The sequence below is a fragment of the Mesorhizobium sp. WSM4846 genome, from assembly GCF_055811415.1.
Window position 1 is genome coordinate 16,144 of the sequence record NZ_JBVVPZ010000028.1, and the last position, 20,939, is coordinate 37,082.

The 20,939-nt window shown below is 62.6% G+C and carries 16 protein-coding genes and 2 pseudogenes; 4 read left to right on the forward strand and 14 right to left on the reverse strand.

What is annotated here, in order from left to right; all coding sequences use genetic code 11:
* The first annotated feature begins 83 nt into the window (after positions 1-83).
* Positions 84-1,274: pseudogene (locus AC0L15_RS21790) on the forward strand (IS91 family transposase).
* Positions 1,275-2,464: 1,190 nt separating this feature from the next.
* On the opposite strand, the gene AC0L15_RS21795 reads toward AC0L15_RS21790, so the two are convergent.
* The gene (locus tag AC0L15_RS21795) at positions 2,465-2,827 is read right to left on the reverse strand and encodes an ATP-binding cassette domain-containing protein (RefSeq protein WP_353813032.1); all 363 of its coding nucleotides are present in this window, start codon (positions 2,825-2,827) and stop codon (positions 2,465-2,467) included.
* A 77-nt stretch (positions 2,828-2,904) separates the two neighbouring features.
* On the opposite strand from AC0L15_RS21795, the gene AC0L15_RS21800 reads away from it, so the two are divergent.
* Positions 2,905-3,390: a hypothetical protein gene (locus AC0L15_RS21800; protein WP_287246579.1), complete on the forward strand. Its 486-nt coding sequence runs from the start codon at positions 2,905-2,907 to the stop codon at positions 3,388-3,390.
* 397 nt (positions 3,391-3,787) lie between these two features.
* On the opposite strand, the gene AC0L15_RS21805 is transcribed toward AC0L15_RS21800, so the two are convergent.
* Positions 3,788-5,857: an oxidoreductase gene (locus AC0L15_RS21805; RefSeq protein WP_473496990.1), complete on the reverse strand. Its 2,070-nt coding sequence runs from the start codon at positions 5,855-5,857 to the stop codon at positions 3,788-3,790.
* A 279-nt stretch (positions 5,858-6,136) separates the two neighbouring features.
* Here AC0L15_RS21805 and argE point away from each other — a divergent pair, with 279 nt between their 5' ends.
* Positions 6,137-7,303 carry an acetylornithine deacetylase gene (gene argE, locus AC0L15_RS21810; RefSeq protein ID WP_473496992.1) on the forward strand — a complete coding sequence of 389 codons (1,167 nt, stop codon included), beginning with the start codon at positions 6,137-6,139 and terminating at the stop codon, positions 7,301-7,303.
* 75 nt (positions 7,304-7,378) lie between these two features.
* Here the strand turns inward: argE and AC0L15_RS21815 are convergent, their stop codons facing one another.
* From AC0L15_RS21815 to AC0L15_RS21860, 10 genes are all read right to left on the reverse strand, one after another.
* Complete coding sequence (locus tag AC0L15_RS21815; RefSeq protein WP_473496994.1) at positions 7,379-8,314, reverse strand: LysR family transcriptional regulator; 936 nt, start codon at positions 8,312-8,314, stop codon at positions 7,379-7,381.
* 51 nt (positions 8,315-8,365) lie between these two features.
* Positions 8,366-9,856 carry an aldehyde dehydrogenase gene (locus AC0L15_RS21820; protein ID WP_473496996.1) on the reverse strand — a complete coding sequence of 497 codons (1,491 nt, stop codon included), beginning with the start codon at positions 9,854-9,856 and terminating at the stop codon, positions 8,366-8,368.
* 24 nt (positions 9,857-9,880) lie between these two features.
* On the reverse strand, positions 9,881-10,555 hold the full coding sequence (locus AC0L15_RS21825) for a DUF1028 domain-containing protein (protein WP_473496998.1): 675 nt from the start codon (positions 10,553-10,555) through the stop codon (positions 9,881-9,883).
* Between the two features lie 5 nt (positions 10,556-10,560).
* A complete protein-coding gene (locus AC0L15_RS21830; protein ID WP_077374247.1) occupies positions 10,561-10,977 on the reverse strand; it encodes a RidA family protein in 417 nt (138 codons plus the stop codon).
* Positions 10,978-11,049: 72 nt separating this feature from the next.
* Positions 11,050-12,324: a flavin-containing monooxygenase gene (locus tag AC0L15_RS21835; protein WP_473497000.1), complete on the reverse strand. Its 1,275-nt coding sequence runs from the start codon at positions 12,322-12,324 to the stop codon at positions 11,050-11,052.
* A 263-nt stretch (positions 12,325-12,587) separates the two neighbouring features.
* The gene (locus tag AC0L15_RS21840) at positions 12,588-14,192 is read right to left on the reverse strand and encodes a GMC family oxidoreductase (RefSeq protein ID WP_473497002.1); all 1,605 of its coding nucleotides are present in this window, start codon (positions 14,190-14,192) and stop codon (positions 12,588-12,590) included.
* A gap of 44 nt (positions 14,193-14,236) precedes the next feature.
* Complete coding sequence (locus tag AC0L15_RS21845; RefSeq protein ID WP_473497004.1) at positions 14,237-15,040, reverse strand: ABC transporter ATP-binding protein; 804 nt, start codon at positions 15,038-15,040, stop codon at positions 14,237-14,239.
* 12 nt (positions 15,041-15,052) lie between these two features.
* Positions 15,053-15,865 (reverse strand): ABC transporter permease, encoded by an 813-nt coding sequence (locus AC0L15_RS21850; RefSeq protein ID WP_473497006.1) that lies wholly within the window; start codon positions 15,863-15,865, stop codon positions 15,053-15,055.
* Between the two features lie 133 nt (positions 15,866-15,998).
* Entirely contained in the window at positions 15,999-16,988 is a 990-nt protein-coding gene (locus AC0L15_RS21855) for an ABC transporter substrate-binding protein (RefSeq protein WP_473497007.1), read from the reverse strand.
* A 911-nt stretch (positions 16,989-17,899) separates the two neighbouring features.
* Complete coding sequence (locus tag AC0L15_RS21860; protein WP_473497008.1) at positions 17,900-18,601, reverse strand: alpha/beta fold hydrolase; 702 nt, start codon at positions 18,599-18,601, stop codon at positions 17,900-17,902.
* A 186-nt stretch (positions 18,602-18,787) separates the two neighbouring features.
* Here AC0L15_RS21860 and AC0L15_RS21865 point away from each other — a divergent pair, with 186 nt between their 5' ends.
* Positions 18,788-20,347 carry a winged helix-turn-helix domain-containing tetratricopeptide repeat protein gene (locus AC0L15_RS21865; RefSeq protein ID WP_473497010.1) on the forward strand — a complete coding sequence of 520 codons (1,560 nt, stop codon included), beginning with the start codon at positions 18,788-18,790 and terminating at the stop codon, positions 20,345-20,347.
* Positions 20,348-20,631: 284 nt separating this feature from the next.
* Here the strand turns inward: AC0L15_RS21865 and AC0L15_RS21870 are convergent, their stop codons facing one another.
* Positions 20,632-20,760 carry a Fic/DOC family N-terminal domain-containing protein gene (locus AC0L15_RS21870; protein ID WP_473497011.1) on the reverse strand — a complete coding sequence of 43 codons (129 nt, stop codon included), beginning with the start codon at positions 20,758-20,760 and terminating at the stop codon, positions 20,632-20,634.
* Positions 20,757-20,939 (reverse strand): annotated as a pseudogene (locus AC0L15_RS21875) (Fic family protein); the annotation flags it as partial. The pseudogene AC0L15_RS21875 and the gene AC0L15_RS21870, both read right to left, overlap by 4 nt.

The window sequence follows — 20,939 nt, forward strand, 5'->3', positions numbered from 1 at the left end:
CCCGCACGGTGCGCACCGTCACGAGTCCGCTCGACAAGCTCGGGCTGTTCAAGGAGGCAGAGATCTCGCCCGACGGCTGAGCAGTGCGCGTCTCGGTCGAGGTCGCCGACATCTTCCGCGCTGTCGGCCCCGCTTACCGGGCCGTACATGCAGGGCACCTCAGCCTCGGCCAGCTCAAAGTCATGTCGGCGATCGAGCATTGCCGCACCGCAGCGCTCGGCGGTCACGTCGAGGCCTGCGAGGACTGCGGCCAATGGCGGATCGCCTATAACTCCTGCCGCAACCGGCACTGCCCGAAGTGCCAGGGCGCGGCGGCGCGGACATGGCTGGCTGAGCGCGAGGCCGACCTGCTGCCGGTCGGCTACTTCCATGTCGTGTTCACGCTGCCGGCCGAGATCGCCGACATCGCCTTCCACAACGAGGCGCTGGTCTATGACCTGCTGTTCAAGGCGGCATCGGAGACGATGGTGACCATCGCCGCCGATCCGAAGCATCTCGGCGCGCGCATCGGCATCACCGCCGTGCTCCACACATGGGGCTCGGCAATGACCCACCATCCGCATGTCCACATGATCGTGCCGGGCGGCGGCATGGCGCTCGACGGGAAGCGCTGGGTTTCGTCGCGCCGGCCTTCCTGCTCCCGGTACGCGTACTCGGCAAGCTGTTCCGTCGCCTGTTCCTCACCCGGCTGATCGCGCTGCACGAGGCGGGCCGGCTCAGCTTCTTCGGGTCGATGGCGCTCCTGACCGAGCGGCGGGCATTCCTGCGGCACCTTGCTGCCGTCCGGAAGAAGCGCTGGGTGGTTTATGCGAAGGCGCCCTTCGCCGGACCGGAAGCGGTGCTCGCCTATCTGTCGCGCTACACCCACCGGGTCGCAATCTCGAACAGCCGCCTGATCGCCTTCGACGAGAGCCGCGTCACCTTCCGCTACAAGGACTACCGGCTCAACGGCGCCGATCGCCAGCAGGTCGTGACGCTCGCAACCGACGAGTTCATCCGCCGCTTCCTGCTCCATGTCCTGCCGCGTGGCTTCCATCGCATCCGGCATTACGGCCTGCTCGCCGGCTCCGCCCGCAAGGCTAGCCTCGCGCTCGCCCGCGAACTGCTGGCCGTCGCCGCGCCCCAATGACGAGACACCAGGCGAACCGGAGGACTTCCGGCCGCCATGCCCCTGCTGTGGCGGACGCATGATCGTCATCGAGGTGTTCCAACGCTGGAGGCAGCCCCGCGGACCGCCCAACCAGACCACGACTAACCCGGAGAACTGTTCATGACCCGGCATGGAAAGGTCAAGAGTTCAACCGCAGGCCCTCAAACCCCGGCAACGGATCCACATGTGCCCATCGTGTTCATCGAGGCCGTCAGAGCCGCGCCCAGCCGCGCGCCGGGCCGACAACACCGCACGGAGGCGCAACGAAGCGGCCTGTCCACATCTATCCCCCCGCTTCCCGGCGGCGGTCGCACCATCGCCGACATCAGTCGCAAATCGAGATCCCCATAGCCCACCGCCCGTGGCCCGCGGGTTCCTTCCTCGGGGACTTTCGTACGCCTGCCGGCGCCCGAAACTCTTCACGGAAGCGGACTTGCGGCTTCGAGGCCTGGAATGTGAGAAGCGGACATTCAGGCCCCCCATGCATCGACGTGAACTGACCCTTTCGAGACCTTCCGGGATCGATCTGGCGGCGCGGAAGCGGACGTTCCCCTGAACCAGCTGTTCTGACCCTAGTGGGATATTCCCGGCTCAAATTTGCTCCCGGAAAGCGGACCTTCACCGGAACCAGCGGACTGGATCCAATGCAGTCATTCCTGAGGCTATCAGGCGACCTGATAGCCGGCATTCGCGCCAACCGCCGCCCATAACGCGATCAAGCCGATGCGGTGCTGGACGATTGGTCCGTGCTTTTTTCTGGCTCGCGTCTCTATCACCCGAGCCGCAGGCATATGCCGTCCGCTCTACGTGCGCTCATCGATGCGTTGCGGCGGCGTAGCTGATTGATCGAGCTGCCCGCCGTAATGTGTCGGCTTTGTCCGCAACATCAACCTACAGCTTTGCCCTCGGTGATGTAAGCTTTCGGGCGGTAGCAAGGTATCCTCTGTGGCCGACAGCCTTACGGGCGAGATAGCAGTAGCGGATGGCCGTGCATGAGGCGGCGATCATCCGATCACCCCGAGACGTCGATCCGGTTGACAGACCGATTGCACTGCGAGGGATGCGGAGGGCGTATGGGACGGGTTTGACGTTCTTCAGGGCAATATCGAGAGCGGTGTCCAGCTATGTCCGTTATCGCACGTCTCAGCTTTTAACCTTTACATCACCCATGACTGATGCTCCGTCCAGGCGCGACTTGAATGGAAGTGCCCTCAATCCGGTGGGCAGTTCAGGTTGGCACTGAGGGGCGGTGATGGGCACTGATGGGCACTGATGGGCACTGATGGGCAGCGATAGCGAGCCTGGTGGATGTTTTCAAGCAGATCTGCGCCGGCGCCTCGGAGGACCACTCGCCTTCGATTTTGACGAGGTCGACCTCGGGCGTCTCGACCAAGGGCGGTCGCGTACGGTGCGGGCAATCTCGATGATCCGATCCGCGCCTGCCATCATCTCTGGCCGGTGTGCTACGCTGATCCTCGTGATCGCGAGGTCCGTCAAGCTCGCGTTGATGCGTCGTTCATTTTCGACATCGAGATGCGCGGTGCCCTCGTCTAGTACCAGCATCTTCGGTCGCTTGTACAAAGCGCGTGCCAGTAGGACACGTTGCTTCTGGCCGCCGGAAAGAGAACTCCCCATATCGCCGAGAGGTTGCGAGTGACGGGCTCTCGGCAAGGACACGACAATGCAAAGACGGATCGGTTGCCGTCACCATGCGGTCGTGCTGGGCATCAGACACTGCGGAAGCGAAGCGATTTATGCTTCAAAAGATCGTTCGGAGGATCACCCTCAAGCCCGGATCGTTGACGATCGAACTCGATCGCCGCTCGCTATCGGAATTGCTTCTCGACCGTACTCTGCCTCCCAACGATAGCGCCCAAGTAACTTCGATCGAATGTCCAATCGGTATGAAGCGACGCGGTGTCGAGACGCGGATCGTGCTTACAGACGGGTCCAACATCAGCCGAGAACCCGATGGCGCCTTGATCGACCTTGTGCGTCGAGCCCGCCTGTACCTGGAGCAGCTTACGGACGGAGCCAACCGCAGCCTCACCGACGTTGCCATGCTCAACGGCACCCATACATCCGAGGTAAGCCGCCTTCTATCCCTCGCTTTCCTCGCCCCGAAAATTGCTGCCAGTATTGTTGGTGATCAACCTGTCGAACTGACGGCCCACAGGCTCTCACGGGTCTCGGACCTGCCGCACGCCTGGACCAGCCAGGCTGCACTCCTCGGCTTCTGACACAATCCGGCGTGCATCTGGCTGATCAGCCAACCATCGCTTTGCCAAACACTTGGCTACGGAATTCGTCCGACAGAGACGGACAGCCAAAAGTCAGGTGTTTTGGACGCTCACTGCGGAGTCTCAGCCAAGTGTTGCCCACTACTCGGTGCTAACCTACGGAAATGTCGACGCTATTCTGAGACGGGTGAAAAACCCGGAAATCGAGCAGACTGAATGGTGGGCCCGGAGGATGTGTTAAAGACATTGATTCTATTGCGTTTTTCGTGGGCCAAAATTAGAAAGTTTCCCGTATCGTTCCGTATTGTCTTGCGATTGATCCCGTCATCAGATTTCGACACGCTAGCGCGAAACAGGTTTGTGGCGACGTCATTCCCTATCAAGCCATGCTATCGGCCTACCCCGCCGCCAAAGCCGTCACTTCACGGCGGAACGGCAGCGCATCACCGGTATCGGCTTCGTCCAGTTCGCGCGCGAAGCGGTGTCCGGCATAGGTCGCCCAGGCGATCGGACCTGGCGCCTCGGCATCGCCTATGACCTTGATCGAGCGAATGCCATTGTCGGCCCATTCGTCGCGCCGCGCTTTCAGGTTGCGCCAGACCTGGTCGTCCTGTTGGCGCGACGTGACCAGCACCACGGCGTCGGCGGCAATGTCGCGTTCGGCACCGGTGTAGGCGCAGGCGGTGGCAACGCCTCCCGGCACGACGCGCGTCACGGTCCGGTTCAGCACGATCTCGACGCCGAGCTCGGCCAGCCGGCGATGGATGGCGCCTTGCTCCAGCGTGTTGCGGGTCCAGTCGGACACATAGGCGGACGGCGTCACCAGCGTCACCTTCGCGCCCCGGCGCGCCATAAGCTCTGCCAGAACGCCACCCATGTAATAGTGGTCGTCGTCGAACAACACGACGTTGCCGGTCGGTACATTTCCGCCCATCAGGTTGTCCGGGGTATAGAGCGGCATGGCCGGATCCACCGGCATCGGCACGACATGCGCACGCGCCACGCCGTCATGGCGCCATGTCGAGCCGGTGGCAATGGCGATGTTCTGAAACCCGAAGGCCAGGATATCTTCGGCGGACAATCGGCTTTCGAAATAGACGTCGACATTGGACATCTGGCTGATCTGATACTGGCGATAGTCGCGTACGCGACCCCAGGCGGAGAGACCAGGCAAGCGGCACTCGCGCGCCACGCGTCCGCCGAGCTCGGTGCCGGCCTCGGCGATCGCCACCTGGTAGCCGCGCAGGCCGAGTGCGCGGGCGGCCTCAAGCCCGGCGGGACCGGCGCCGACGATCAGCACGCTGTCGCTGTCGCCCTTGGCCTGCATCCGCTCCGGATGCCAACCCTTGCGCCACTCCTCCATGAATGTCGGGTTCTGCGTGCAGCGCGAGATCGACATGGTCATGTCGCCGGTGATGCAGATGTTGCAGCCGATGCATTCGCGAATGTCCTCGATCCGTCCCTCCTCCACCTTCTTCGGCAGGAACGGATCGGCGATCGATGGACGGGCGCAGCCGATGAAATCGAGCGTGCCGGACTTGATCATCCTGACCATGACATCCGGCGAGGTGAAGCGACCGACGCCGACGACCGGCTTCGAGGTCAGCTTCTTGATGCCGGATACCAGACCCTCCTGAGCGGCCTCCTCCTTGAACCGCGACGGCCCGGAGCAGTCCTCCCAGGCGCCATGCGCCAGATCCCAGAGGTCGGGCAGGTCGGCATGCATCTCGATCATGTCGCGCACTTCGGAATTGGCTAAGCCCAGCTCGCCGATCATCTCGTCCAGCGACAGCCGCAGCGTCAGGCCGCAAGTGTCGCCGATGGCGTCCCTGCCCTCCTCAATCAGCTCTCGCATCAGCCGCGAGCGGTTTTCCAGCGAGCCGCCATATTCGTCACTGCGCTGGTTGGTGGCGGTCGACAGGAAGTGCTGGATGATGCCGAAGCCATGCGCGCCGTAGAGACAGACCAGGTCGAAACCCGCCAGCTTGGCGCGTTTGAAGGCATTGCGATGCCAGCGGCGCAGGTCGCGTATATCCTGCTTGTCCATGGCGCGTGCCTGCACCGGGTCATTGGTGAAGGTGCGGATGGGCAAGGCCGACGGTCCGCGCGGTACTTCCTTGGTGTAGAGGTTCGGGCCGTTGATACCGGAATAGGCCAGCTGGATGCCAGCCAGCGCGCCATGCTGGTGCATGGCCTTGGCCATCCTGGCGAGCGCCGGGATATCGGCGTCGTCCCACAGCCTGAGCTCGATGAAGGGCGTGATCTCCGAGGTGTGGTGCATCTCGGTCTGCTCGGTGAAGATGACACCCCAGCCGCCTTCCGACTTGATGCGGCGCATCTCGGCCGCGGCGGACGGATCGCGATAGCCGCCGCCATTGCAGTGCGGCACCTGGTAGAAGCGGTTCTTGGCGGTCACCGGACCGATCTTCACAGGCTCGAACAGAATGTCGTAGCGTGGATCACGCATGGTGCTTCCTTCCTGCCAGCGTCGCATCGCGGCATGCGCGGTGATGGTTTCAAACTTTGACGCAAGCCGGTCTGCCCGGTGGGCAGATGCCGTGAACCTACTCATAGGTTGCGGCGCGTGCCGGAAAACTACAGATTTCTTCTGTGCCGATTAGGACGCGCCTAATCAGCCCCGCCGCCTGGATTAGCATCCGGTGAATCCCGGCTGAGCCAAATGCGACTTCAGCGCCGCTCCCACGCGATGCTAGATAGCGCGCACGGCCAATGAGACATACAACGCATGGGCAGCATCCGAATCCTTGAAAAACTGATCGCATTCCCGACGGTGAGCCGCGTTTCGAACCTCGACCTCATCGGCTACGTGACGGAGTTGCTGGCGGCACAGGGCATTGCATGCCAGATCATCCGCAGCGCGGACGGCCATAAGGCGAACCTTTTCGCCACTATCGGGCCGGCCGACGCTCCCGGCGTCATGCTGTCCGGCCATACCGATGTCGTCCCCATCGACGGCCAGGACTGGACGCTGCCGCCTTTCGAGATGAGCGCGCGCGACGGCAAGCTTTACGGCCGCGGCGCGGCCGACATGAAGGGTTTCGTGGCCTGCGCGCTTGCCGCGTGCCTCAAGGCCTCGAAAATGAGCTTGCAAATGCCCTTGCATCTGGCGCTTTCCTACGACGAAGAGGTCGGCTGCATCGGCGTGCACAGCCTGATCGACATGCTGCAGGTTGCGCCGCACCGGCCATTGCTGTGCATCGTCGGCGAGCCGACCAGCATGCAGGTTGCGACCGGCCACAAGGGCAAGCTTGCGGCGCGCGCCATCTGCAGTGGACGGGAAGGCCATTCGGCGCTGGCCCCCTTGGCACTCAATGCTATTCATCTGGGCTGCGACTTCGTCTCCGCACTGCGCCAAGAACAGGATCGGCTAGCGCGCGATGGCGTACGCGACGGCGACTACGATATTCCCTACACGACCGTCCACGTTGGCAAGATGAATGCCGGCGTGGCGCTCAACATCGTGCCGAACCTCTGCCAGCTCGACTTCGAGATCCGCAATGTCGCGGACGACAATCCCGACCAAATCCTCGATGGGTTGCGCGCGGCGGCAGCGCGCATTGCCGCTGCGGCTTCAACGATCGCGCCAGAGGCGGCCATCGACATCGATATCACCAACACCTATCCAGGGCTGGACACGCCGGCGAACTCGCAGGCCGTAGCCTTCGTCAAATCGTTGACCGGCGCCAACGATACTATCAAGGTTGCCTTCGGCACCGAAGGCGGATTGTTCAGCCGCGACCTCGGCACGCCGACCATCGTGTGCGGACCGGGCTCGATGGCGCAAGGGCACAGACCGGACGAATTCGTCAGCGTCGAACAGATGCGCCGCTGCGACGACATGCTGGACAATCTGCTGCGGCTGCTTGCCAGTCACCGGCTTCAGACTGCCTGATAGGTCGTCGCGGGATCTCTTCGTTTTGACGCAATTCCTGTGGGAAAACCGTTCCACACTTTTCCTGGAATTGCTCTATTCCACGACCCGCCCGCTGCCGAACACGCCCTGTTCGACGACGAAACGGCGGCAATGATCGATGAACGCCTGCACTGTCTGGGTGCGGTGCTCGGCGTTGGGCAATGCAACCCCCATGGTCAGAGGCCGCAAATCCCCCTCCAGAGGCACGAATACCAGCGGCTTGCCGTCTGGCGCCAGCGTGTTGAGCGGCCGCATGTTGGCGATGCCATAGCCGAAGCCGTTCGCAACCATCGAACGCATTACCGCGATGTCGCCGGTGCGCTCGGCAATGTTCGGCCGGATCCCCCGCGAATGAAAGGCCGAGAGGAAATATTCGCGGCTATATGGCAGGTCGAGCAACACCATCGGCTCGTCGGCCAGCTCTTCCGTCGTGATGGAAGCCTTGCCGGCGAAGTGGTGCCCCTGTGGCAGCATGACATAGGCCGGCACCAGCATCAGCGGTTCGAACGTCGTGTCCTGCGACAGTTCTAGATCGTAGGTCAGCGCCGCGTCGATTTCGCCCCGTTGCAACATTTCGAGCAGCTGACCCTGGTTGCGTTCGAACTGCCTGAACCGCACCTCGGGATAGGCGCGCTCGAACTTCATGCGCAGGGTCGGCATGACGATCTGCGCGAAAGTCAGCAGGCATCCGACCGCCAGCGGCCCACGCACCTTCTCGGCGATGTCGCCGGCAATATCGTGCAGAGCGTCGGCGTCGACTAGCAGCCTGGCGGCCTCCTTGAGGAAAACGCGCCCGCCGGCCGTGAGCGACAGGCCATGCGAATGCTTGCGCACAAAAAGCTGGACGCCGAATTCGGCCTCGAGCTGCGCGATGGACGCCGAGATCGAAGGCGGCGAAACATTGACCTGCTCGGCCGCCTTGGTAATGGAGCCGGCTTCGCCGACGGCGACGAAATATTCCAGTTGTCTCAGCGTGAAGCGTAACGGCATGGGCGGCTATGTTGCCGGTTTGGGCGCTGCGATCAAGCGCCCTGCACTGCCTCAGTACTTGATCCATGTCGTTTTCAGCGCGGTGTACTTGTCGAGCGCGTGCAGAGACAGGTCGCGGCCGAAGCCGGATTGCTTGATCCCGCCGAACGGCGTCATCGGGCTCAGCGCATCGACCGTATTGACAGAAACCGTGCCGGCGCGGAGCCGGCCGGCAACGTGGTGCGCGCGCGAAAGACTGTCGGTCCACAGCGATGCGGCCAGTCCGTACGGGCTGTCATTGGCAATGCGGATAGCCTCCTCTTCGTCGTCGAAGGCTATGACCGAAAGCACCGGTCCGAATATCTCGTCGCGGGCAATCGGGTCGTCATGGGCAACATTGTCGAAGATGGTGGGCTGTATGAAGCTGCCGCGACCGTTGATCGTGACCCGATCGCCGCCGGCAACCAGGCGCGCGGTCTTCTTGCCGGCCTCGACGAACCGCATGACGTTGGCGGCGTGGCGGGCATCGACCATGGCGCCCATTTTCGAGGCCGGGTCGAGCGGATCGCCAGGCTGGGTGGCCGCAGCGCGCTCCGTCAGCTTCTCCAGAAGCGCATCCTTGATGCCGCGTTGCACGAGCAGGCGCGAATTGGCCGAACAGACCTCGCCCTGGTTAAAGAAGATCCCGAACGCCGCCATGTCGGCTGCCGCATCGAGATCGCCGCAATCGGCGAAGACAAGATTCGGGCTTTTGCCACCTGTTTCGAGCCAGACCTGCTTCATGTTCGACTGGCCCGAATACTGCAGGAACATCTTGCCGACCGAGGTCGATCCGGTGAAGGCAAGGCAATCCACATCCATGTGGCGGCCTAGCGCCTGGCCGGCCGTCTCGCCAAGGCCAGGCACGACATTGAGCACACCGGCGGGCAGGCCCGCCTCCATGGCAAGTTCCGCCAGCCGGAGGGCCGAGAAAGGCGACTGCTCGGCGGGCTTCAGCACTACCGAATTGCCCGCCGCCAGCGCGGGCGCACATTTCCAGGTCGCCATGTCGAGCGGAAAATTCCACGGCACCACGGCGCCGATGACGCCGAGCGGCTCGCGCCGCACCAGCACCAGATCCCTCCCGCCGGTCGGCGCCACGTCGTCGTAGATCTTGTCGATGGCCTCGCCATACCACTGGAAGATCGCCGCAGAACCCGGGACATCGACAGTCGCCGCATCCGTGACAAGCTTGCCCATGTCGAGCGACTCGAGCAGGGCAAGCTCCTGCAGGTTTTCGCGCAGCAGCCGCGCCAGCCGCAGCATCACCTCTTTGCGGTGCGTCGGGCTCGTGCGTGACCAGACACCGGCCTCGAAACTGCGGCGCGCCGCGGCAACGGCGAGATCGATGTCTTCCTCACCACAGGACGCCACCTCGGCCAGCACGTCGCCGGTTGCCGGATTGATGCTGGCAAAGGTCCGGCCCGAACGCGCCGCAATCGTCTTGCCGTCGATGAACGCCTTGTCGCGAAAACGGATCGCGGATGCCTTGCTGATCCAGTCCTTGTGGCTGAGCTCGCTCATGCGGATGCCTTCCCTGTGTGCCGGCTACTCGTCGCCCGGCACGCCGTAGCTCGGCGCATCGGATGGGTTTATCGCGCGGGTCACATAGGCATCGAGCTGCGGCTTGTAGAGTTCCCACAGTGTCGCCAGTTGTTCGATCGGGCAGTCGTCGGTCCAGTCGCAGCGCAGGTCGGCGACCGGCCACGCCACCTCGCGCACCAGCTTCATGCCGGCGGAATGGACAGGGCCGGCCTCGCCGCCCGCTTTCAGCGCGGCGCGCATGGTCGCGATGAGACGGTCGCCGAGATGCCCTTCCGACGCCAGGAAGGCCTCGACCATGGCTTGCGGCACGCCGTCATGGGCCAGCATGTTGCCGCCGCAGGCGACATTGTCCGCACGCGCCTCCGCCCAGATGCCAAGCGCCTTGGGTCCGGAATGGATAGCCGTGGTCCCGGCGGCATCGACAGCCAGCACCTGACGGTAGTCGCTATAGGCGCCGGTGCGCTTCAGGATAGCGACCGCCTCGGCGGCCGAGGCACCGCGCGCCAGCAGTTCGAGCCCCTTCGTGCCGAGTGTCGGATCGGTGACGTTCTGGCTGGCAATGGCGCCGACGCCCGCCTGCGCATAGGCACAACGCGCGGCCACCGCAGGCGACGAGGATGACACCGCGACCCCGAACATGCCGGTGCGGCTGCAGCGCGCGACAATGGAAAATGTCATGACTTTCAATCTGGGATCACGGCGGTGCCGTCGATCTCGACCAGCCAGTCCGGCCGCGCCAGGGCGTGCACCACGAGGCCGGTCGAAACGGGATGCACGCCTTTGATGTAGTCGCCCATGGTGCGGTAGACCGCCTCGCGATGGCGCACGTCGGTGATGTAGACGACCACCTTGACCAGATGCTCCATGGTGCCGCCGCACTCCTCGATGAGCTGCTTGATGTTCTGCATCACCTTGTGCGTCTGCTCGGCCGGATCGTGGCTGTCGATATTCTTGGCGGTGTCGAGATCCTGAGGACACTGGCCACGCAGATAGACGGTCCTGCCGCCCCGCGTAACGACCGCCTGACACAGATCGTTGTCGAGCTTCTGTTCGGGATAGGTGTCCTTCGAGTTGAACTTGCGAATTCTTGTATGCGCCATCCTGGTCTCCATCAGATCGGGCTCGTGGTCGAAACATCGTCGCGCATGGCGCCAGGCTGCCGCCAGCCTGCGCTATGCCGCCTGAGTCTGGCGTTTCGCGGACGCATGATAGGTCAGGTATTTGCGCTGCGTGGAAATATGGTCCGCCAGATGCTTGGCATCGTGCCAGACGCCCCAGATGAAGCTGGAGCCTCGCCTTGACTGCCACGGCAGGCCCAGGAAATAGATCCCGGGCTCGCTCGAAACACCGCGCTGGTGCTTCGGCTTGCCCTTTTCGCCGAACACATCGACCTTCAACCAGCTGTAATCGAAGCTGAACCCCGTCGCCCATATGATCGAAGCTACTCCAGCCTTGGCGAGGTTCAGGTCGAGAATTGGATCGGTCACGCATTGCGGGTCCGGCTCGATCTTGCGGGCATTGGGCTCTTCGGGGAGATCGAGGCCGTTGCGGGCGACATAGGCATCGGCCTCGTCGAGCAGCGACATGTAGTTGGCATCACCGCGGGCGATGTTCCGGCCGAGATCGGGTGCGAAATTCATGACGCCGTCCTTGTAGACTTCCGTCCGGCCGACGAGCTTCATCCCTCGCGCGGCAAGGCGCCGGAAGTCGATCGTCTGGCCGCCGCGCGCGCCGCTCACCGCGATCGTGACATGTTCGGTATCAGGCGCCGGCGCCTGGGCGTCCCATTTGCCGAGAACCCCCAGCCACCAGCAGAAGTCGCGCTCGCGATAGGCGCGTGGCGGACGGTCATGCGGCCCGACCGAGAGGTAGACGGTCCTTCCGGCGCGCACGAGCTCGTCCGCGATCTGCACGCCCGACGATCCCGACCCGACCACCAGGACCGCGCCCTTGGGCAGCCGGTCGGGATTGCGATAGGCGCTGGAATGGATCTGCATGAGCCCTGCATCGCTAGGTACGATGCTCGGCATGACGGGGTGCTGGAAGGCCCCGGTAGCGGCGACCACGTTGGCGGCCTCGATGACGCCCTCCGAGGTTTCGACCCGGAAACCGGGGCAACCGACAAGCCTCTGCACTTTCTCAACATCCACACCGGTACGGATGGGCGCGGAGATCATGTCCGCGTAGGCGACGAAGTAGTCGGCAACGTCCTCCTTGGAGACAAAGGCATCGGGGTCGGTATCGGGAAACTCCATGCCCGGAAAACGATCGTGCCAGGCAGGGCCGTTGGCAGCCAGGGAGTCCCATCTTTCCGAGCGCCAGCGTTCGGCGATGCGGTTCCGTTCAAGTACGAGATGCGGCACGTCGCTCTTGCTCAGATGTTCGCTCATGGCCACCCCCGCCTGGCCGGCACCAACAACGAGCGTGTTTATTTTTTCGACTGACATTTCAGCGCCCTTTTCAGCTCCCCCGAGAATTTCTGCGGATGCGAGGAGGTCAGATCGCTGGTGTACTGGAGGGACCGGATAGCGAAAATTACGATTTCACGTGGCACTGGTTAGCTTGTCCCTAAATGCCCGGGACATGAGCCAAGGACATGGAACGCGGATCGCAGTATCCCGGATCATCGCGTTCGGGAGTGACGGGAATGCCATTCGAGCCAGACACCGAATTGACCGTTGTGACGTCTCGAGACCGAGTCGACGCGAGATTAGGACAATATCGCCTTGGCCGCTTTTTCGCCGATCATCATGGACGGCGCATTGGTGTTGCCGCCAATCAGCGTCGGCATGATCGAGGCGTCCGCCACCCGCAGATTGTCGAAGCCGCGCACCTTGAGGCCAGCGGGATCGACCACCGCCATGGTATCGTTACCCATCTTGGCCGTGCCAACCGGGTGATAGACGGTCAGTGCTTCGGCGCGCAGATAGGCGAGGATCTCGTCGTCGGTGACGACATCGGGTCCAGGCAGGATTTCCGGTCCGCGAATATCGGCAAAGACTGGCGAAGCCAGGATCGAGCGCGCCAGCTTGATGCCTTCGCCAAGGGTCAGAGCATCCTGCTCATCGCTGAAGAAGCGGTGATCAATCAGCACGTTGCGGCGGGTGCCGTCACACTCAAGCGTGACTTCGCCGACGCTTCCGGGCCTCAGCACGCAGGTGTGCACGGCATAGCCGTGACCATATTCGACGAGCCGGCCGCGATGGCTGCGATAGCCCGGAACAAAGTGGAATTGGACATCGGGAATATCGCCGGCATATTTCGTCTTGGCGAAGCCGCCGGCCTCGACGTAGTTGGTCGTCAGCATGCCCTTGCGCCGGACGAAATACTGAAAGGGCGCCACCAGCATCGCCGGCAGATTGGCGAGCGACAGGCCGAGCGTCCTGGTGCTCTTCGACCGCACGGTGATCATGCCGTCGACATGGTCACGCAGGTTCTTGCCGACGCCCGGCACGTTCATGACCGGCTCTATCCCCGCCGCCTTCAGCTCGTCGGCCGAGCCGATACCGGAAGCAAGCAGGATGCGCGGCGATCCGATCGCGCCCGCGCTGAGCACAACTTCGGCGCGGCAAGACAGCCTTTGGGCTGCTCCGTCCCTGATCACATTGACGCCGGTGACGCGCCCGCTTTCGATTGCCAGGTCAAGCACCTCGACGCCTGACAGGACCTGAAGGTTCGGGCGGCTAAGAACCGGACGAATGAAGGCTGCATAGGCCGAGAAGCGCTCGCCCTTGTCCTGGGTGACATTGTAGATGCCGAGGCCGAGTTGGCCATCGGCGTTGAAGTCGCGGTTTTCAGGCAGGCCGATGTTCCGGGCCGCCTCTACCCACAGGCTGGATACAACGTTGGGGTCACGCGGATTGTCGACCAGCAATTCGCCGTCGAAGCCGTGATAGGCCGGGTTCTGCGACAGGAGATTCCGCTCCAGCCTCTTGAAGACCGGCAAGACGTCTGCATAGGACCACCCGGCGCAGCCAAGTGCCGCCCACTCATCGTAGTCCTGCGCAGCGCCACGGATATAGACCATGGAATTGATCGAACTCGACCCGCCGAGAAGCTTGCCTCGGTTGACCGGAATGCGACGGTTGTTGAGCAGCGGCTGCGGCACGCCCTTGAAGCCGTAATCGAAAGTCGGATTGCCGTAGAGCGAGAGAATGCCGGCCGGCACGCGCACCCTTGTACGGTCGTCGCTGCCGCCGGCCTCGATCAGGCAGACGCGGTTAGCGGGGTTAGCGCTCAGCCTGTTGGCCAGGACACAACCGGCCGAGCCCGCGCCGATGACGATATAGTCGAATTCCGCCGCCTCGATGCTCATGCCATGCCTGTTTCGTGATCCACCCCGAAGACCGCCGATATTGCCTAGTGCTCGTCGTCTTCGTCGTTCTTCAAGAGCTCGAGGATTTCCCGCTTCATGGCGATGAAGTTGGGCTCCATGATCAGATCCATGCTGCGCGGGCGCGAGAAGCCGACGCGGATTTCCTTCTTGATCTGGCCGGGCCGGCCCGACATGACGAGCACCCGGTCCGCCAGCAGGATCGCCTCGTCAATGTCGTGGGTGACGAACAGGACGGTTTTCTTGGAATGGTCCCAGATCCTGAGCAAAAGCTTCTGCATTGAGTGGCGGGTCTGGCTGTCGAGCGCACCGAAGGGTTCGTCCATCAGCAGCACCTGCGGATCGTTGGCAAGCGCACGCGCAATCGCCACGCGCTGCTTCATGCCGCCCGACAGCTGCGAGGGATAATGGTTGGCGAATTTCGCCAGGCCGACCTCATGGAGAAAATGCTCGACGATGGCCCGGCGCTCGGCCGTCGACATGCCTTTCCGCTTCGGGCCATATTCGACGTTCTGCGCGACCGTCAGCCAGGGAAACAGCGTATAGGCCTGAAACACCATACCGCGATCGGGACCCGGCTCGGTAACCTGCTTGCCGCCAACAGAGATCATGCCGCCGGTGCGCTCCTCGAGGCCGGCAATGAGATAGAGTAGGCTCGATTTGCCGCAGCCGGATGGGCCGACGATCACGCAGAACTCATTGGGCACGACATGGAACGAGATGCCGTCCAGCGCCAGCACGGCGTTGTCGCCCGTGCCGTAACGCAGGGCCACATTGTCAACGCCGATGTCGGAGCTCTTTGGTTTCGTCGTGAGAGTAAGGGTGTCCATGTCAGCGACTCCTCAATTGGCCCAGGGAGCGACGAGGCGGCGGATGCCCCGGAACAATTGGTCGGTGCACAGACCAAGGATACCGATCATGGCGATGGCCATGAAGATGACGTCGACCTGGAAGCCGCGCATGGCCTTGAGCGAGATGTAGCCAAGCCCGCTGCGCGCGGCGACGAGTTCGGCGACGACGAGATAGGTCCAGGCCCAGCCCATGGTGACGCGCAGCACGTCGAGCACGTTCGGAAGCGTGGCCGGAAAGACGATGTGGAAGACCGTGTCGCCGCGTTTCGTGCCGAGCGTATAGGCTGCGTTGACGAGGTCACGCTGAACGCCGCGCGCGCTGTCGGCGATCATCACGAGCTGCTGGAAGAAGATGCCGAAGATGATGACGGCCACGCGCTGCTCGATGCCAATCCCGATCCACAGGATGAAAAGCGGCACGAAGGAGGTCACCGGCAGATAGCGGATGAAATTGACGAGCGGGTCGAGCGCGGCCTGGACGATGCGGTAGGTGCCCATCGTCAATCCGAGCGGCACTGCCACGATGCTCGAAATGACGAAACCGATCAGCACCACCTGGACGCTGGCCAGGACGTGCTCCCACAACGACCCGTCAAGCGCCATCCTGATGGTGGTGGACAATACGGATTCAGGGTGCGGCAGGAACATTTCCTTGACCGCTCCGGAATAGGTCAAGGCGAACCAGCCACCGATGACCGCGACCCAGACCAGGACGCTGAGCGTGATGGAGAGAGGGCGCGACACGGCCTGAAAAGGCGTGGCGACAGCTTTCCAGGCGGATCGACCGGGCTGATTTTTATCCACGCTCGTGGTCACGATATGGCTGATGGGAGACGTTGCATTCGGTGCCAGTGTCACAGGGAAACCCTTTGGGCTGGATAGACCGCAGGCGTTAGGCTCGGCCTGCGGTCCAGCGAACTCACTTTGCGAGGCCGGATCACTTTGTCAGGAAGGACGGATCGACGAGGTCGTCGTATTTGATGTCCATCTTGAGCTTGCCGAAGCCGCCCCAGACATCGCCGCCGAGCTTGATCAGCTTGCCGGCTTCACCACTCTCGCCACCAGCGAAGAATTGCGCATTGCGCTCCTTGCCGTAGAAGTTCACGCCCGCGGCGGAGGAGGCGAAGTCCTTCGGATCCTTGAGCCAGCCGCCGACGCCCTTGGCCATCACTTCATAAGCCTTCGCAGGATTTTCCTTGATGAACTCGTTGGCCTTGTAGAGGCCCTTCACTAGCGCCTCGACATCCCTGGGGTTCTTCGTGATGTAGTCGCAGTTCAGCGCCACCACATCGACGATCAAGCCGGGCGTCTTCGAGGAATCGATCAGCACCTGTCCCTTGTTTTCCTTCTTGGCCAGCGTCAGATGCGGTTCCCAGGTGACGGCGACAGGAATGCGGTCGGCCATGAAGGCGGCGGCGGCATCATCCGCCGTCATGTTGGTGACCTTCACGTCGGCCTGAGTGAGACCAGCCTGCTTGAGCAGTATGTTGAACCAGAACTGCGACACTGAACCCTCGTTCAGCCCGACCTCCATGCCCTTGAGGTCGGCGACGCTCTTGATCCCGCTCGGCGCCAGGACACCGTCGCCGCCATGGCTGTCATCCAGGGCATAGACCGATTTGAAGCAGACATCCTTCGAGCGGTACTTCATGATTTCGTCGATGGTCGAGGCGCTGCCGTCGAGTTCGCCGGCGGCGACGGCCGCCATGTACATCGATGCTTCCTCGATGACTTCGAGCGAGACATCGAGGCCGCCTTCCTTGAAGTAGCCCATGTCACGCGCAAGGAAGAGCGGGCCGTAACCGACCCAGGTCGTCATGCCCAGCTTCAAGCTGCCGGCTTCGGCGTGGAGGCTCACCGAAAGGGCGCTGAGGGCAATGCCGGCCGCAAGCGCTGCACGGCGAAACTTCGAGATTATTGTCGTCATCACGTTCCCCTGTTTTTCTGAGGTCAGGCGCTGTCCACGCCAAAACAACCCGCTTCGGACGCATCGCCGAAGGCTGCCGCCTGACGTTCTTTTTGTTCTCTTTCAGCCGGCGGATGGAGCAAAGCACGCTGTGTGCGATGCACAAATAATGATTTTCGATAATCCTGCTTAGGCTGGGCCTAACCAAGCCCGGGCGCTGTCGCGTCTGTGCCACCCGCAGACTGACTTCGAAGTCCATATCGATCTTGGCGTTCACATGCCTCCCGTCGGACTGACGAGGAGCAATCGCATTCGCGGCACACAGACGATGAACCTACATGGATCGAGGATCCCGACCGGTTCTCCTTGAACCTGCTCCCGCGCCCACCCGCAGCGCTTTTGCCCCTGCAGTACAGGGTACCTTCAAAAAGAATTCCATTGGAATTGGCTACCAGATCGGCAGAGATCAACTTAACTGACGAGTGCCTTCGAGCGATTTGAGGCTGTGATCGAGTTCAGAACCCGCCTAATTGCACGTCGTTGCCGCCGATTGCCGCACGCATCGTTGCAAGGCCTTTCGAAACCAGGAGGCTTAAGCTACGTGTGACGGGTGCCATCAACGAGACGGAGAAAATTGCCGAACGGGCCCGAAACCATTTCATTCAAGAGTCAAAAACTTACCCAATAACGTTCGATTCAAACTCAAAGAATTAAGCGTAATCTACTGATTTATAATAATTTGGTGGGCCCGGAGGATGTATTAAGATTGTTGATTTCATTGTCTTTTTCGCGGGCCAAAATCAGAAATCTTCCCGTATCGCTCCGTATGGTTCCGCGCTTGGTTAGACTGGTCAGCCGGAGACGATACGTTCAGAGCAAGAAAAAAAGGGCCTGGGCGCCGCCGAGCGCCCAGGCAGCCCATCATGGCCGGTTCACTTCTTGCCGACATCGGCGGCCGCCTGCTTGATGAGGTTGGCGACAGCTGCGGGATCGGAGACGTAGACAGCGTGGCTGCCGGGCACCTCGACGGTCGTCGCCTGAGCGCGGCTGGCCATCTGGCGCTGCGCCGGCGGCGGGATCATCTTGTCGTCCTTGGCAACGAGATACCACGAGGGCTTTGCCTTCCAGGCCGGAGCGGTGACCTTGCCTTCGAGTGCCGCCACACCCCACGGCACCTGCGAATCCGCCATGAAGGAGGCGAGCGAGGGACGAACATCGGCGGCGAACGAGGCGGCGAACTTTTCCTTGTCGAGCATCAGGAAGCCGTCGACGGGCGGCAGGATCGGCGGCACCGGCGCTCCGGGCGGCGGGTTGGCGATCAGGCTCGAGACCGACTCGCCGGCGTCTGGCGCGAAGGCCGCGATATAGACGACGGCAGTCACCTTGGGATCGGTGCCGGCCTCGGACACCACGACGCCACCATAGGAATGGCCGACCAGAATGACATTGCCGGGAGCGGCGGCGATGGCGCGCTTGGTGACGGCAACGTCGTCGGCGAGCGAGGTGGTCGGGTTCTGGACGATAGTCACGTCGTAGCCGTCCTTCTTGAGGATCTGGTAGACGCCGTCCCAGCCGGAGCCATCGACGAAGCCGCCATGCACGAGGACGACGGACTTTGCTGCAGTGTTCGACATGTGAGTTCTCCTTTTCAAAGCGTTGGTTGAGCGTTTGTTGCAGGAAGACTATGCGGCAGGGCTGAGGGGCGCGCTTTGAGGCGGCCTTCAGGACCTCTTGATTTTGCATTGAGATCGCTTTGATTTTGCGTCCACGACGCGGCTACAGTGTCGGTCCATTTGGAGCGCGATCTGGAGCGAGTGATTTTGCCGTATCTTTTTGAGGATTTTGCTCTGGACGGCGATCGCCGCGAACTGCGTCGCGGTAACGACCTGATCTCCGTCGAGCCGCAGGTGTTCGACCTGCTGCAGTATCTGATCCGCAATCGCGAGCGGGTGGTCAGCAAGGACGATCTGGTCGATGCGGTCTGGCAGGGGCGCATCATTTCTGACGCCACGCTCGCCAGCCGCATAAATGCCGCCCGCAATGCGCTCGGTGACAGCGGCGAGGAGCAACGCCTCATCCGCACCATCCTGCGCAGGGGCCTTCGCTTTGTCGGCACTGTCCGCGAGGAGGTCCAGATGTCGGAAGCAGGGGCGATCGCCTCGATGGAGCAACCGAAGCCTGGCTCTGGCATTCCCGCCCGTCCATCGATCGCGGTGCTGCCCTTCGTGAATCTGAGCGGCGATCCGGATCAGGACTATTTTGCCGATGGCATGGTGGAGGACATCATTACTGGGCTGTCGCGGATCCGATGGCTCTTCGTCATCGCGCGAAATTCCTCCTTCACCTACAAGGGCCGCGCGGTCGACGTGAAGCAGGTCGGGCGCGAGCTCGGCGTGCGCTACGTGCTGGAGGGCAGCGTGCGCAAGGTGGGAAGCCGTGTCCGCATCGCCGGCCAGCTTATCGACGCCGAGGACGGTAGCCATCTGTGGGCCGAACGCTACGACCGCGACCTGACCGACGTGTTCGCGCTGCAGGACGAGATCACCGTCAGCGTGGTCGCGGCAATAGAGCCCAATTTGCGCCGGGCCGAGATCGAACGCGTCCGGCGCCGGCGCCCCGACAGTCTCGATGCTTATGATCTTCTGCTTCGTGCGCTGTCCGATGTCTACACCTTCATGCCGCAGGGGGCGTCCAAGGCTCTGCCCCTGCTCGATCAGGCTTTAGCCATCGAGCCGACCTATGCCCTTGCCCACGGCTTTGCCGCCTGGGCGCATCAGACGCTGTTCATACGCGGCGGCATGCAAGCGAAGCACCGCGAGAAGGCGGCCCGCCATGCCCATGCGACGATCGAGTACGGTTCGGGCGACGCGATGGCTCTCGCTCTGGCCGGGTTCACCATCGGCCTGGTGGAGCATGACCGCAGGCTGGCCGACGAGGCGTTCGCGGCAGCCCTGGCGCTCAGCGCATCCTGCGCCTTCGTCTATGCCTTCGGCTGCGTGCCGGTGGCCTATGGCGGCGACGCGGCGCGGGCGATCGACTGGGGCGAGCAGGCGATGCGGCTGAGCCCCCTCGACACGATGAGCTGCGTGCCGCAAGGCATCATCGGCTTCGGCAATTTCCTGTCCGGCCGACACGAGCAAGCCGTCATAGCAGGCCGGCGGGCGGTGGAACTGAACCCCGGCTTCAGCATCCTGCACGGATGGCTGGCGGCACCGCTAGCCAGGCTCGGGCAGCTCGACGAGGCAAAAGCCTCGGCTGGGCGGCTGCTCTCGCTCGACCCGCACTTCACCATCGGGCGCTGGTCCGCTGCCGTAGGAATTGCGCCTGATATCATCGATGACGTCACCGACGCCATGCGTATGGCAGGTTTGCCGGCATAGGCATAGCCAGTAAAGGCGCATCCCTAAACAGCGCACTTCGGTCGCCGCCTTGACGAAAGAAAGAGCCTCGCGGCGACCCTGCGCAAGTCCATCGCGACGAGACAATTCCGACTGGATGCCTGGAAGGGGCCGCAGGGCGCTGCACGGCGATCGGTGGAGTTGCGCCGCCACGCCATGCAAGCCGCGCGGCAGGCGATGTTCGAGCTTGCTTTCAACAAAGAGTGCCGGACGTGCAGGCGGCAGATCGAACGGGATGAACGCATCGACGTTCTCTGCGCCTGCGGTTAGGCGAGCCCATCGAGATAATTCGTGACTTCTTCCACATCGGCATTGGGTGCCGGCCTCTCTTCGGCCTCGAAAGCGAGAAGGTCCACGAGTGATGCCTGCGTGCCCTCGATCTGCGACGAGATCACACTGCCTCCTTGCGCACGAAGGCATAGCTGAACCAATCGAGGGAAGGCACCATATCGCCTCCGAGATCGAGCCGAACGAGCGCCTGCTCGGCTTCCCGCAGACGATGTTCGAGCTTGCTTTCAACAAAGAGTGCCGGACGTGCAGGCGGCAGATCGAACGGGATGAACGCATCGACGTT

Excerpts from the sequence above, each read along its gene's own strand:
- AC0L15_RS21800 (WP_287246579.1), top strand. The coding sequence starts at position 2,905 with ATGCTTCAAAAGATCGTTCGGAGGATCACCCTCAAGCCCGGATCGTTG.
- AC0L15_RS21805 (WP_473496990.1), bottom strand. The coding sequence starts at position 5,857 with ATGCGTGATCCACGCTACGACATTCTGTTCGAGCCTGTGAAGATCGGT.
- argE (WP_473496992.1), top strand. The coding sequence starts at position 6,137 with ATGGGCAGCATCCGAATCCTTGAAAAACTGATCGCATTCCCGACGGTG.
- AC0L15_RS21815 (WP_473496994.1), bottom strand. The coding sequence starts at position 8,314 with ATGCCGTTACGCTTCACGCTGAGACAACTGGAATATTTCGTCGCCGTC.
- AC0L15_RS21820 (WP_473496996.1), bottom strand. The coding sequence starts at position 9,856 with ATGAGCGAGCTCAGCCACAAGGACTGGATCAGCAAGGCATCCGCGATC.
- AC0L15_RS21825 (WP_473496998.1), bottom strand. The coding sequence starts at position 10,555 with ATGACATTTTCCATTGTCGCGCGCTGCAGCCGCACCGGCATGTTCGGG.
- AC0L15_RS21830 (WP_077374247.1), bottom strand. The coding sequence starts at position 10,977 with ATGGCGCATACAAGAATTCGCAAGTTCAACTCGAAGGACACCTATCCC.
- AC0L15_RS21835 (WP_473497000.1), bottom strand. The coding sequence starts at position 12,324 with ATGTCAGTCGAAAAAATAAACACGCTCGTTGTTGGTGCCGGCCAGGCG.
- AC0L15_RS21840 (WP_473497002.1), bottom strand. The coding sequence starts at position 14,192 with ATGAGCATCGAGGCGGCGGAATTCGACTATATCGTCATCGGCGCGGGC.
- AC0L15_RS21845 (WP_473497004.1), bottom strand. The coding sequence starts at position 15,040 with ATGGACACCCTTACTCTCACGACGAAACCAAAGAGCTCCGACATCGGC.
- AC0L15_RS21855 (WP_473497007.1), bottom strand. The coding sequence starts at position 16,988 with ATGACGACAATAATCTCGAAGTTTCGCCGTGCAGCGCTTGCGGCCGGC.
- AC0L15_RS21860 (WP_473497008.1), bottom strand. The coding sequence starts at position 18,601 with ATGTCGAACACTGCAGCAAAGTCCGTCGTCCTCGTGCATGGCGGCTTC.